Here is a 13901-nt window from a genome sequence, read left to right on the forward strand (position 1 = left end):
GTTTCACATCAGACTAAGTGAATGCGTCTCCCGTGGTCGCGCCGCTTCCACGATCTTCAGCTTATCCAGCCACGGTCCTGGAATCTGATCTTGAGCTGCGCGGCGATTTCGTCGGCGGTCGATTTGGCTCTTCCCTCGAGTCCGCTCCTGCCGCTCGCCTCGCCATAGATTTTCGCGCCGCCGACCACGATCAGCCCGATCGGATTGGCAGTGGCAATCGCCACCGCGGCGGGCACCACCATTCCGGGGGTTTTATTTCCAGAAGACGTAAGCGTCCCTGACCCGAGCTTGCGCCAGCCTTGCGGCGTGACCGCGTAGCCTTCCACCACCGTGTCCATTTCAGAGGTTCCGGCGCCGAATCCGATCACGAAGCGTTGAGCTGCGCTCCCGCTTTGCACCGATACGAGATAGCCCCGAATCACGCCGTCACCGACCTGCGGCGTCGATCCTGGTCCCGCCTGCACGGCAGTAAGTCCCATCGCATTGATATCCGCGACCAGCTGCTGCGCGATAAGCGCGCCGAGCTGACGCCCTTCGTCGATCTGTTCCTGCGTCGGTGGAGTGCTAGGCGCACCAACCTGGCCGCCGATCGAGGAGTTTGTCGGCATGTCGGCCGAGTTGGCGACGAAGTTATACACCCAAATCCGATTGGGCCGCGCGAGCCCCGGGCTGCTCATCGGTGTCTGCTGGGTTACGTTGGTCGAAGCGCACCCCGCCACGACAAATACGGCCAGGAGACCCAGCACCATACGGCTAATAGACTTCATCACGAACCTCCTTAACGCGATGCCGGAGCGGAATTCCGTAGGGCATAGCTGATCGACCAGGTCGATGTTCAGTTAATGCCCTCGTCGATCACCGCGTCCTGTCGCTCCTCTTCCTTTTGCACCTCCGCGGGAGGCGGGGTCACCGCGATCGTCACCTTATCGATCGTGCCGGTAAATTTGTTGTCGCCTTCTTTGTAGTCTTCGCTGACGGGCGTGCCCAGGTCCTCACCGACGTCTTCGGTTTCATCGGCTGAAAAAATAAAGGGTTGGCTATGCTCGATTCGGCCTTCCGCAACCTTTTGGCCGTTGACAAAGAGTTGGCCGGTGCCGCCCTTGCCGATTCCTCCGCCGTCATAGTTGAACTGGAATTTGACTGTGACTTTGCCGGCAGGGAGCGCTTCGTTTGACTCGATCGTATAGCGCTCCCGATCAAGCCAGTTGTAGCAGTACTTGAGCTTCCCGTCCTTCATGTAGAAGGACCATCCGCCGAAGCGTCCGCCCTGCGCAATTATGACGCCCTCGCCGCCGCCCTGCGGCACTGCGATTTCAGCGGTGATGCTGTGCGACCGATTCTTGATGTCCAGGGTCGCGTTCTCCAGCATCGCCGTCATACCGGGATAGAGCGTTACGGAAGTCCGCCCCCACATCAGCGAAGGCCTGCCTGAAATTGTCGGCACAAAGCGCTCGATCCGCCTGTCGTCGAGCGGCAGGACGTTGTACTTCTCCGCTTGGTCGAGGAAGAGTTGCTGCAGTTCCTTGAGCTTGTCCGGATATTTCGCAGCGACGTCCTGCGCCTGGCTGAAATCTTCGTTGGTGTTGTACAGTTCCCACGTATCCTCGGTGAACTTGGGCAGGGGCGCCAGGGGTTCCCACGGGATACTGTGGCGGGTCACGGCGGTCCAGCCGTCATGGTAAATTCCGCGATTGCCGAACATCTCGAAGTATTGAGTGGTATGGGTGGTCGGCGCTTTGGCATCGGCAAAGGAGTAGACCATGCTCACCCCTTCCATTGGTTTCTGCTTGATGCCGTCGACAGTCTTCGGCTGCGGCAATTTTGCCGCTGCCAGGATAGTAGGCGTGATATCGACGACGTGATGCCACTGCGGGCGGATTCCCCCGACGTCCTTTATCACTGCGGGCCACGAGATCACCATCCCATTGCGTGTGCCGCCATAGTGCGAGGCCACCTGCTTGGTCCATTGGAATGGGGTGTCGCCAGCCAGCGCCCAACCGACGGGGATATGCGGGAAACTGTTTGGTCCGCCGATATCGTCGAGATGTTCGAGGATATTCTGCGTTGTGTCCGGAGTCCCATTGAACAGCGCCATCTCATTCAGAGTCCCGGCGAGGCCGCCCTCAGCGCTCATGCCGTTGTCGCCGGCTATGTAGATGACCAGTGTGTTGTCATAAACGCCGAGCCCTTTGAGACTATCGATCAGTCGTCCAATTTCGTGGTCCGTGTACTCGCCGAAGCCGGCGTAGTTTTCCATCAGCCGCTCGGCGACCTTCTTCTCGTCGGGGCTGAGTTCGTCCCAGTGCTTGACTCCGGGCGCCCACGGCGCGAGCTGCGTCGTATCCGGCACCAGGCCCAGCTGCTTCTGACGCGCCAGCGTCTCGTCACGATACTTGTCCCAGCCCTCATCGAACTTGCCCGCATACTTGTCGCGCCACTCCTTGGGCGTGTGATGCGGCGCATGCAACGCGCCGGGCGCAAAGTACACGAAGAACGGCTTGTCCGGGGTCATCGTATGCTGGAATCGCATCCAGGCGATCGCCTGATCGGTCATATCGGTCATGAAGTTGTATCCGGGCGTGTGCGGAGGCTCGACGTGTGTCACGCCGTCGAAGATCATCGGCGCCCACTGGTTAGTCTCTCCGCCCAGAAAGCCGTAGAACTTTTCGAATCCGTCGCCGATAGGCCAGCGCGTTAGCGGTCCCGATACGCTGATCTCCCACACCGGCGTCTGATGCATCTTGCCGAAGGCCGCAGTGTTGTACCCATTCAGCTCGAGGATCTGCGCGACCGTGGCCGCCTCGTTCGGCCGCATGCCGGTGTTGCCGGGCGCGCTGGTAGCCAGTTCGGTGATCGATCCCATCCCGACCGAATGATGGTTGCGGCCGGTCAGGAGCGCCTCGCGCGTCGGCGAGCAAAGCGCGGCCGTGTGAAATTGCGTGTACCGAAGTCCATCCTTCGCGAGCGCATCCAGCGTCGGCATGTTGACGCCTCCACCGAGGGTGCTCGGCGCGCCGAAGCCGATGTCGTCCAGCAGAATCACGATCACATTGGGCGCGCCTTCGGGCGGCCTGAGCAGCTCAATCGGAGGAAACTTTGCATCACGTGCGTCGAGCGGGACCTTGCCCGGATACTTGTACTGCGTGTCCGGTATCGGCAGTCGAGTGCGATCAATTTGTTGCGCGGGTGCGGGCGCAATCCTCGTTCCGATCACAAGGCAAATCGCGACTCCGAGAACCAGGAATAACTTCCTCATTTTCGGACCTTCTCCATTCCGGCAACCCTAAATCCGGCCCAAGTCAAGCGCAAGTCACGCCGCCGCGCGCGCCTTCTTGCCGACGATTGAATCCAGCGCGCCTAGCAACCCCTGTCGATCCGCGCCGAAATCGAGTAGCGCGACCTTCTCGAGAGCGCGCGCGCCCATCGCCGCACGATGCTCCGAACTATCGACCAGCCGTCGAAGCCGATCCGCCAACGCCGCAACGTCGCCCGTCCGATACACAAATCCGTTGACGCCGTCCTCGATCAAATCGGGCCCCGCGCCGACGCGATCGCTCACAATCACGGGCTTACCCGCGTTCATCGCTTCGTTGACGACCAGGCCCCACGGCTCGTGCTCGGAAGGCAGCACGAACAGGTCGCATAGATCGTACATCGCCGGCAGTTCGGATTGATTGCGAAAGCCGATGAATTGGATCGAATCCCATTTCAGTTCGCGCGCGCGGCGTTCGAGACTGGCCCGCTCCTCGCCGTCGCCGGCGAAGACCAAATAGGCCGCGGGCTCGGCAACTCCGTCAGGCGAGAGCCGCGCGTACGCTTCGAGCAAATCGGCGGCGCGTTTATGCGGCTGCATCTTCGACGCGAACAGGATCACCGCACGCCCCGGATTCAACCCAAGCTCTGCGCGCAGACGTTCGCGATTCGGCCGCGCACGTTCCGCGGCAGTCAGAAAAAATTCGTTGTCCACCGCGTAAGGCATCGGGAAAATTCGTCCGGCTTCGACCCCGTAATGAAGATAGTAGTCGCGATTCAGCCGCCCGATGGACAGAAAGCCGTCGATCGTCTTCAGCAGCGCCGGCATCGCGATCCGCTTGACGCCCAGCTTCAGCGCGTCGTCGGTCTCGCTCAGCAGATTGGATTCTCCGCGCAGCATCACCGGGATATTCAACGACTTCGCCGCCGCGATCGCCGCGAGACACCCGCGATGCGCATAGCCGTGAACCCACAGCGCGTCGAATTGCCCGTGCCGCAGGCGAGCGCGAAGCCCGAACGTCCACGGACGCCAAAACGACAGCCCGCTTCCAGAGCCGACGCGCGGCAAAAATTCGTGCCGGTAGCCGTCGAGCAGCGGCACGTCCCATTTCACGTCCACGCCGAAGCCCGAATCGCGATACGCGTGGACCGACAAATCACTGAGAAAAAAAACTGTCAGCTCGATTCCAGGACGCGCCGCAAGATAGCGAAACAGCGGCGCCTGGTACTGGATCGGATGGCTGACGAGGCACGCAACGCGGTAGCTGCCGTCCATCTCAAGCCACCTGCGGCTTCGCATCAGGATGACGCGCGAGCACGCGTCCAGCGGCCGCGATCACTTCGTCGACGCCGATCGCCTTGATGCATTTGTTGTCGAACGGGCACGCGTCGAGAAAGCAGGTGTGACACTCGACGTCCTTGAGCAGCACTTCATGCTGCGGGCCATGCGGCCACCACATCCCGCGAAATTCGCGCCGCGTGAAAAGCGACACGCATGGCGTTCCAACCGCAGCCGCCAGATGCTGCACGCCCGAGTCGTTGCAAACCAGCATCGCACAGCGCGCAAGCACCTCGCACGATTCGCGCACGCTGGTCTTGCCCGCGAGGCTCACGGCGTTGCGACCGACCGCTTTCGCAATCCGGTCGCACATCGGTACGTCGGAGCCGCCCCCGAGTACGACGATCCGATACCCGCGCGCCGCCAGACTGTTCCCAACCTCGACGAACCGATCGACCGGCCATCGATTCGGCTCCAATTTCGCCCCGGGCGCGAATGCAATCATCAGGTCGGACGCCGCCACTCCCGCCCGATCGAGCAAATCGGTCACCGCCCGCTGATTCGAGTCCGTGAGCTCTAGCGGGAAGTCGGTATCTTCTCCCGCGAATCCTGCCGAGCGTACAATCTCGAGCAAGCGGTCCACTTCATCCGGGAAATCGTTGAATAGAGTTTGCGCCGGCGCCGCAAACCTTGGTTCGTATCGCCAGCCAAATCCCCACCGCGCGCCGGCCGATCGCGCTACGATCAAATTGCGGAACAAGGTCGCCAGCGGCGCGGCAACCACCGGCAATTCGATCCATACGTCGAACTTGCGCGCGCGCAGACTACGTACCAACTCGAGCCGGCCCCGCGCACTCGCGATATCTTCGGCGTGATACACGACGATTTCATCGATCCAGCTTACGCCCTCGAGCAGCTCACGCGCCCCAATCGAGCCCGCCTTGCCCGGTGACGTCACAACCGTGAGATGCGCCGTGGGATACGCGCGCCGGATCGCATGCATCGCGGGAATCGCGCACGCAGTGTCCCCGATATTTCCTATCCGGTAGATGCATACCCGCTTCGCATCGATCGGTCGCCGCCGCGGCCATGCGCATCGCGCCGCGCTTTGCAGAATCGCGTTGGCAGACGCTCGCAGCGCACGGGCCGCAAGCGCTTGCTGTCTGGCCAGCGGCATTTCGAATTGAGCGGTGACGCGCGCGATGCGCCGTCAGCCTTTGGGGCGAAGATTGCGAACGAAGCGAGGATGCACTTCCTCGCTGTCATCGGGGCGCGGCGGCTGATCATCTGCCGACGGCGCTGTCGGCTCCTGATTGACTGCTGCGAATTGCTCTTTCGCGCGGCGAATAAAGTCCGACGCGAGAATCCACGTGCACACGAGTACCAAGGTGATCGAGGATGCCAGCGTCGCGTTGTGCCGCGCCTTCGGCGAGAAATAGTTGTCGGGCACCACCGGAGGCTCGACCACCTTGAACGCAAAGTCGGATTGCACCTCCGCGATTTTCTCGCGCTGAATCTGCCGCGCCATCAACTCGTAAAGCTGAGTCTGCAGCAGTGCGTCCGAACTTTTCCGCACTTCTTCCTCGAGCGACGCGGCTGCGCTGGCGCCCGCCTGCACTTCCTCGTTGCGCAGCTTGTCGCGCAGGCTGTCCAGGTAATATCCGAGCACGCGCTGCGCTTCGACCGGCGACGGATCCAGGAAGTACAGCGTCAGATTGCCGCTCTTGTAATCGTACTCGGTGCTGAACCGATCCGTGATCATCGTATGCATCGACCACTTCGTCACGGTCGGCGCGTTGGGGCTGCGAGCGCCCACGATGTTGTGCTCGAGATGATATTTGCTGACGAGGTCGGTCGTGAACGCGTAGCTGTTCATGATCGCCGTGTAGCGTTCCGCCAGTGTCACCGTGTCTGCGCCGCCGCCTTCCAGTATCGACGCGATTCCTCCCCCCAGTCCGTCGACCATATCGCCTGCCGCGCCGGTGCCCATCGACAGGCTCGCCTCGGGCGCGACTGGAGTGACGATCGCCTGCGCGCGATACCATTTCACGGTCAGGAATTTTGTGTACAAGCCGCAGGCGAGTCCGATTCCGATGGTGAGCGATACGATCAGGATCCATCGCGCTCGCAGCAGATTGACGTAGTAGAGAAACTGCAGCGTCGCGTGTTGCGCTTCTGTGAGATGAGCATGCGCGCCCGCGACGGTAGCGTTGCCGCCCGCCGACGGAGTCGAATGTCCGTTGCTGCCTGAGGGATCCATCAATTTGCCGGGCTGGCGTTTCTGCTTAATGCCAGACCAAGCCGCCCCATGACGGGTTGAACGCGAGGCTTAGCTGGAGAAGTGCGCGGAAAGAATCATTGTTGGTGTAGTTGATGTCGGTCACGTATTCGATTCCCGCGCGCGCTTTCATCTCACCGAGCGAATTCGCCAGCGGCGCTATCTCGAGTGGCAGATGCAGGAAGTTCAACGCAAGCCCGTATCCGGTTTCGGTATTGCGTAACGGCGGTGAATAAAACGGCGTGGCGATCGCCTGCCGACGAGTATAGAAGGTGTCGATGCCCGCGCGCGACTGCAGATTGAGCCATCGATCGATCTCGAAATTGGCCTGCCACGCGCCCGGCCCCAGCGAACTGCCCATGAGGGCATTATTGTAAGTCCAGTACAGCGAGTCGCTATGCACCGAATACTCTTTGTCAGTGAGTGCGTATTCGAATCGCGCGGTGGTACGCCCGTCGATCGTGAGCCGCGGGACGTAAATTCCCGCAGTGTATGACGGCCCCTTGAAGGGCAGCTTGATCCCGCTGTTACCGCCCAACTGGAAAAAGTCCTCGGATAAATCCTCGGCGTAGATTTGCGTATCTCGCAGTTGCTTGATGTACACCTTGCCGAAGATACCGAAACGCGTGTTGGTGTTGTATTGACCCGAGTTACCCGTGCTGAGACCGGTGAGATTTCCGATGAATCCGCCCGGACCGTAATTGTTATTGCCGCTGCCGCCGAACATGATCGTGTGCTCGATGCCCCATTCGAAGTTCGGCAGCGTCCTGAAAGTGATTATCTGGCCGGAGAGCCACGGCCGCGAGTATTTTCGTCCTGAGTCGAGCTGACCCAGAAAAGTTTGGTACCGATACAGTCCAAGGTAGCGCAGAACGCCCGGCAGATGTCCGGGATGAATATTCTGGATGCGCAACGCCGGGAACGGCTGCCCGTTATTCGACTGCGAAAGCTGGTTGTAGTGCGAGACGCCCCACGACATCTCCTCCTGCCCGAAGGAGATCGCAGTGTTGCCGAGACTGACCACCATCGCGCCCGTCAAAAGTTGCGCGCGACTCGCCTGGCTCGGACTATCAGTAAGCGGACCCGCTAGCGCCCCTTCGCCGTAACCGGTGATAAAGCCGCCGACCCCGCCCCATCCCGACCAGCGCAGGATTTCATTGCTTCCCTGGTCGGTCGAGAGACCGTCGTTGTTCGGCAGCAGCGGAGTTCCTTCCTGATAGTCGATTCCGCTTCCATTGGCTGCAGTGGTATTTAGCTCCCGCCGCTTGCCCTCGGACAAAACGTACTCGCCCTCGACCCGATCGAGCGGATGGAACATCGTGGGCAGGTTGTCTTCGCTGTCCTGCTCGATCCATTGCACTTCGTCGGGCAACTGGAGCCGCAGCTCGCTGATGATACTGCGCGCCAGTTCATTCGGATTCTGCATTTCCGACAGCTTGGATTCCGCCTCGACCGTGATCCGCGCCGCTTCGACCCGGCTAATCGGCTGAATTTCGGAAAGGTAGCTGTCCGCCAATCCCAGGTCGTTCAGCGTATCGAGCTCGTCGTAGATCGAGCTGTCGAGCGGGATATACGCCGCGTAGGTGGAGGCGAAAGCAGGGCGCGCGATCATCGCAATCGCCAGCGCCGCCAGCATCAGCGGAAATTTTATCCGGCGCGCGCGTCGCCAACCGTTAACGAGGGCCATCAGTTTCACCGAAGCGGCTGGCGGTCTGTTGTTTGCTGAGCTCGATTTGTCGAAGGCGCTGAATTTCCGTGAGCTTGTCGATCGAATCGGTCGGCGGATTTTTCTGCTGCGTCAATACCGGATGTAGATGGCTGATAGGCGGCTTCGCTCGAATCGGCCGCACCGCCGAATCGGTCTGCTCCACCGGACGCGCGCCCAGCCGCTCCGCGAGCGAACTGTGGCTGTTGCGGAACAGGTAGGCGACGAGCACTTTGCGCACGTATTGCTGCGTCTCGGGATACGGCGGGATGCCGTTGTACTTGTCGACCGCGCCTTCGCCCGCGTTATACGCCGCCAGCAGCTCGGGCAGGCTCAATGGCGCGCCGTCGCCGTGCGCGGTGCGGTACTGCCTGAGAAAACTGATGAAGCGGACGGCGCCAAGCGTATTGCTGACCGGATCGTACGGGTCCAGCACGCGGAAGCGGTTCGCCGTCGCGGGCATCAGCTGCATCAAGCCCTGCGCGCCTTTCGGCGAAACTGCATCGGAGTTGCCGCCCGACTCTACGCTCGCGATCGCGGCCAGCAAATCGGGATCGATGCTGTATAGCTCCGCCGCCGCGCGGAATAGACGGTCGTTCTCCGCGCGCGTGGTCGCGGGCTGTTGCGCCCGTGCCGTGGCCGCGCCGACTAATGCGAACGTCATCGCGGCCGCGATGATTGCTTTTCGAACCCCCACCCCGTTGGCCCTTCGACCGCTACAAACTTGCGCCCAGTATTCCTATCACAGCCAGCGACGAAGCTGCATTAGCGATGATCTGCGTTATCGTCGCCGTCTCCTGTATTTTATTTTCGTAAATCAGTTTCTCGGGAACGTACACGGTATCGCCAGGGTCGAGCCGCGCCGACATAAGGCCACCCGATATCACCGGCAACAGCGGGAACATCGTCGATTCCTTGCTCGATTTGATTCCCTCGTCGGTGATGACCGATCCGTCGGCCTTGATCACCATGATGTGGTCGGGGTCCGCCCCTTCGTTCGGGCCGCCGGCCTGATTGAGATAGTCGCGCGTGGTCAGCCCGGGGCGAAACACGATCGCGTTGGGGCTGTACACCTGACCGAGCACGTTGACCGCGTCCGGACGCCGCGGAATCGTCACCTGGTCCTGATCGACCAGCACCACGTTATCCGGCGAATTGGCCAGCTCGTTCAGCGGATGCATATGGATGACGAGGCGGCCCTGCGCTTGCTGGCCCTCGGTTTCCGTCAGCACTTGTTGGAGTGCGGCAAGAGTCTGCGGACTCGTTGCGGGATTCTGATTCTGAGGATTCTGCGTGGCAGCCAGCTGATTCATCGTGCCCGGATTCATCTGGATCCGCACGATCGACTGCTGCAACCGCGCGCGCGCCTCGTCCAGGCGCTTTTGTTGAAGCTGTTTTATCGACTGGCGAATCAAGACCGTGGCTGGCAGATAAGCGTCCGGCAGCAAGCCGCCCGATCGCTCGAGCACCGACGCCATTCTCTCGCCATCGTGAATCGTGTACGGCCCCGGCCGCGCGACCATCCCTTTGACCATCACCACCCACGGCAGATGCCAGTCTGACGCGCGGCGCACGAACAACTGATCGTTCGCCACCAGTTCGGGATTGTGCTCGTCGTTGCCGGACAAGGCCGCGCGCAGATCGACGTCCATGAAAGTGTGACTGGTATGACTGCCGTTGATCACTTGGGTGCGCGCGATTTCGGCGTCCTTCTGATACGCATCATCCTTGAGACCGCCGGCGAGGTAAATCAGGTCGCTCACGTGCATGCCCTGACTCATCACGTAGTAGCCGGGATTTCGAACCTCGCCGAAGGCCTGCACCGTTGGCAGATACTTCATCTGCGATTCGCTGAACACGGTCAGCTCGTCTTCCTGCTCGAGCGCGATATTCTGCGGCCCGCCGACGATGTCCGACATCGCTTCACCGAGATCGACCGGCACCAGCCGCACCGTCTTGGCCTTGCCTTCCTTGCGGCGAATCAGCGCGTACTTGAAAAAAGTATGCGGCGCAGGCCCTTCGGCCAGCTGCACCAGGTCCGCCACGCGCATCCCCTGATGCCATTCGAACTTGCCGGGACGATTTACGCTGCCACGCACGGTCACGATGTCCTGCTGAGTGGGCAGCACCGGATAAATCTTGATCAGATCGCCGTCGCGAATGTCGAAGCGCTGCGATCGGATCTCGTTTAGATCGACGTCGAGCGCGATTCGCTTCTGATGAGCGTCCACCCGCTCGACCTGCACCCGCTGCGAGTATCCGAAGGCGCTGATTCCGCCGCCGAGCTTGATTACGGAGTCGAGCGGCTCGCCGCTTCGCCCAAGCTCGTAAATCGCAGGGCGCTTGACGTCGCCGACCATTCCAACCACCGGCCCGATCACCGGCACGAAGATCACGTCGCCCGGTTGTAGCTGTTCGTCGCCCTGTTCATTGCCGGCCAGCAGCAGTGTGTAAAGATCGATCACGCGCACCAGCTGATTGCCGCGGCGAAGTTCGACTTTGCGCAGGCTGCCGATCTTCGTGATCCCGCCGGCGGCGCCGAGCGCGTTCGATACGTGCGACAAGGCGCTCACCGTGTATGCGCCGGGCTGTGCGACTTCGCCGACGACGTACACCTGGATAGTCTTCAGCTTGCCCATCGTCACGTCGACCTTGACCCCGGTGATTTGCCCGGCGTGATCCTCGATGAGCTTCTTGGTCTGCGCGAAGTTCAAGCCCGCGACCTGCAGCGGCCCAATTTCAGGAATACTCACCGAGCCGTCGCGGCCGACTGTGAGATTGATGGTGTTGTTGATTCGTCCCCACATCAGCATCTTGAGTTGATCGCCGGGGCCGATCACGTAATCATCGCTGACCGGGACGTTGGCTACAGGAGCGAACGTGGACACGTTCGAGGCAAACAGCGAGTAACCGAACTGCTGCAGGTTGCGGGTGCTCGGCGCAGCCGGCGCAACCGCGGAATCGAGCGCGCGGAATTGCGATTCAACCGACGACGCAGGCTGATTCGAATTTGCCGGCGACATCGACTGCTGCGGCGTCATCCCCATCTGCTGCCCGGGCGAACTCGTCGTCTCGTCCGATCCGCCTTGACCCGCGAGTCCCGTGCAACTTCTAAGTTGCGCAAGCTGTTGATCGGTGAAGTTCAGGCCAAGCGACTTCGCGATGCCGGTGATGTCATTCGCGCTGAGCTGCTTCGCCGCAAAATGGAGACACAATTCCTGCATGTCGTCGGAGCTGAGACCGCCCGACGCCATTTCACCTTTCAAGCTGCCAAGTTCGTCGGGCGAAATTCCAAGCTGTTGGATGACCGCCGCCATCGACTGCTTGTTCATGGTATTGGCGAACCCCTGCGCGCCGCCGAAGCCCTGCGCGCCGCCGAGGCCTTGCGCACCGCTCATCGCCGATGAACCCGCTACTCCAGGAACGCCGCCCGAGAGAGTTGACGGATTTCCCTGAGAAGGCTGATTGGATTCGACGCTGTTATCTGAACTGGCGCACGGCGGCAGCCCGGAGTCGGCGGCATTCGGATCGCTCGAATCAACGCATCCACGGCGCATCGTGTTGCCCACGGCGCCATTTTGCGAATCGCTGTCCGCGCTCGAAGGATCCGAGCCGCCAGCGCCGCTGAGCGCGCCGGCACCCGAATCGTTCATCTGCGCGCGCGCAGTCGGGCAGAACAGAAGTACCGCGAACAACAGAACGAGAGCTCTCAGCGCTGGCGGAACTGCTTGTCTAATATTATTACTCATAGTAGGACACCCTAAGGGCTCGCTATCGATCGGATCGCGCGCACCTCGGGCTTCCTGTGAAATCATGAGCCCCGCCATGATAGCTAAAATCTTGATTAAAGAAAGGGTGGCAGCTAGTCATGGGCGGACAGGCTGTCTTTTAATCAGCTTACCGTGAATCGATTTCAACAATGCGTCCGCCCTCCCGTCTTATCGGGCTGTGGCATAGTCACAATTAACCCGCCCCTCCCAACGGTCCGCACAAACCGGCTTCGACGACCCCACCCGTTCTGTAGTAGTCGAACTCGTTAGTTTAATACTGTCGAGAACTCCGAAAGCGCGTTATAACACGCTAATGGGACGAACGTCAAGCAAAATCCAGCTTTCCAAGCATGTTTGAGCGCTCTAGTGTGCCCCGATCGTCAACCCTAGTGCTACGGACTGTCGAGCGCTTCATTTTCTACCGCATCTTGCTTGAGCGGCCCGCCACCAGGGCCCACCACTGCAACGAATCGCTTCGGACCGTCATAGACGACGCGTTCCCCGTGCGGTAGCTGCCAGATGGCCTGCGTATCTGTAGGCGAGCTGCCCTTGGCGCTGTTTTGCTCTGTCGGCGGACCGACGGCCGCGACCAGTTTCTCGAGCACCTTCCCGCTCGAATCGGGCGTAAACCACGCCATCACCAGTTGCATGCCCGAATAAGAGGTGAACTCGTACTTGACTCGGGCATACCGGATTCCATCGACCTCGATGTTGTTGAGTCGGTAGGTATCGGCGCCGTAAGGAGCAGTCTCGACACTGCCGTTGGGAAACCGGTTCTGGACCCGGTACAGCGAATCGCCGAATCTGACATCCAGAAACGAGGTGACGTTCGGCTGTCCCAGGATCCCCTGCACCTTCTTTTGCACCGATACCACTGCGGCTGAACTGGACGAACAGGCCGCGCACGCGATCGCTCCCGCGACTACCACCATCAATTCGCGCACAATCGTGAGTAAGCCCCGCGACCGCATCCGTCACGAGTCTTTGACGACCGCCGAAGCCGACAGCACGACCCGCAATCCGCCCGACTCGACCGCGCTGAGCAGAATCGCCACTCGCTCCGCGCCGGCGAGATAGCGCTGAAAGATCGCTTCGAATCCACGGAAGGGTCCCTCGACCACCACCACCCGCTCGCCGGCGTCAATCGGCTTGTCCGGGATTTCGATCACGTCGTCCACCCCGCGGTTGCGGATTTCCGACACTATCGCCGGCGGCACCGCCAGCGGATCGGTTCCCGCCGACACGATCGCGCGCACTCCCGCCATGTACTTAACGTCGAAATACTGGCTCTGAAGATCGAACCTCGCGAACACGTAACACGGGAACAGCGGCGTGATTGACACCGCCATCCGTCCCCATCGCGGTGCTTTCGCCTTGAGCATCGGCAGAAAGACTTCCGGCACAACGTGGGCGAGCTGATCGCGAACCCATCGCTCCTTACCGGTCTTGGTGCGCACCAGGTACCAATGTGTCTGTGAGTTGTCGTCCATCGCGGATACGCAGCGGTCCGGAGCACTGGTTGGGGCGAAAGACCGCATCGAAGCAGCGATGCGGCAACGCCCTGATGCTGCCGGAAAAACAAAGGCGGCTGCAGCATACGCTACAGCCGCCCTGTCA

At 60.9% G+C, this 13901-nt stretch carries 10 protein-coding genes; all 10 read right to left on the reverse strand.

What is annotated here, in order from left to right:
* Positions 1–56: 56 nt before the first annotated feature.
* Positions 57–767, reverse strand: coding sequence for a DUF4410 domain-containing protein (locus WB650_RS24405; protein WP_422301508.1), 711 nt, complete (start codon positions 765–767; stop codon positions 57–59).
* A 68-nt stretch (positions 768–835) separates the two neighbouring features.
* Positions 836–3256, reverse strand: a complete 2421-nt coding sequence (locus WB650_RS24410; RefSeq protein WP_422301510.1) for an arylsulfatase — start codon at positions 3254–3256, stop codon at positions 836–838.
* A 54-nt stretch (positions 3257–3310) separates the two neighbouring features.
* Positions 3311–4528 (reverse strand): glycosyltransferase family 4 protein, encoded by a 1218-nt coding sequence (locus WB650_RS24415; protein WP_422301512.1) that lies wholly within the window; start codon positions 4526–4528, stop codon positions 3311–3313.
* Between the two features lies 1 nt (position 4529).
* On the reverse strand, positions 4530–5708 hold the full coding sequence (locus tag WB650_RS24420) for a glycosyltransferase family 9 protein (RefSeq protein ID WP_422301514.1): 1179 nt from the start codon (positions 5706–5708) through the stop codon (positions 4530–4532).
* Between the two features lie 33 nt (positions 5709–5741).
* On the reverse strand, positions 5742–6791 hold the full coding sequence (locus WB650_RS24425; RefSeq protein ID WP_422301516.1) for a hypothetical protein: 1050 nt from the start codon (positions 6789–6791) through the stop codon (positions 5742–5744).
* 25 nt (positions 6792–6816) lie between these two features.
* Positions 6817–8496 carry a capsule assembly Wzi family protein gene (locus WB650_RS24430; protein WP_422301517.1) on the reverse strand — a complete coding sequence of 560 codons (1680 nt, stop codon included), beginning with the start codon at positions 8494–8496 and terminating at the stop codon, positions 6817–6819.
* Positions 8483–9211: a lytic transglycosylase domain-containing protein gene (locus WB650_RS24435; protein ID WP_422301519.1), complete on the reverse strand. Its 729-nt coding sequence runs from the start codon at positions 9209–9211 to the stop codon at positions 8483–8485. Before WB650_RS24435 ends, WB650_RS24430 begins: the two co-directional genes overlap by 14 nt.
* A gap of 19 nt (positions 9212–9230) precedes the next feature.
* Entirely contained in the window at positions 9231–12263 is a 3033-nt protein-coding gene (locus tag WB650_RS24440; protein WP_423962382.1) for an SLBB domain-containing protein, read from the reverse strand.
* 413 nt (positions 12264–12676) lie between these two features.
* A complete protein-coding gene (locus WB650_RS24445) occupies positions 12677–13255 on the reverse strand; it encodes a hypothetical protein (protein WP_422300617.1) in 579 nt (192 codons plus the stop codon).
* Between the two features lie 3 nt (positions 13256–13258).
* Entirely contained in the window at positions 13259–13774 is a 516-nt protein-coding gene (gene nusG, locus WB650_RS24450) for a transcription termination/antitermination protein NusG (RefSeq protein WP_422300618.1), read from the reverse strand.
* Between the last annotated feature and the right edge of the window lie 127 nt (positions 13775–13901).

It is taken from the genome of Binatus sp. (SeqCode), assembly GCF_049584895.1.
Lineage (GTDB): Bacteria > Desulfobacterota > Binatia > Binatales > Binataceae > Binatus.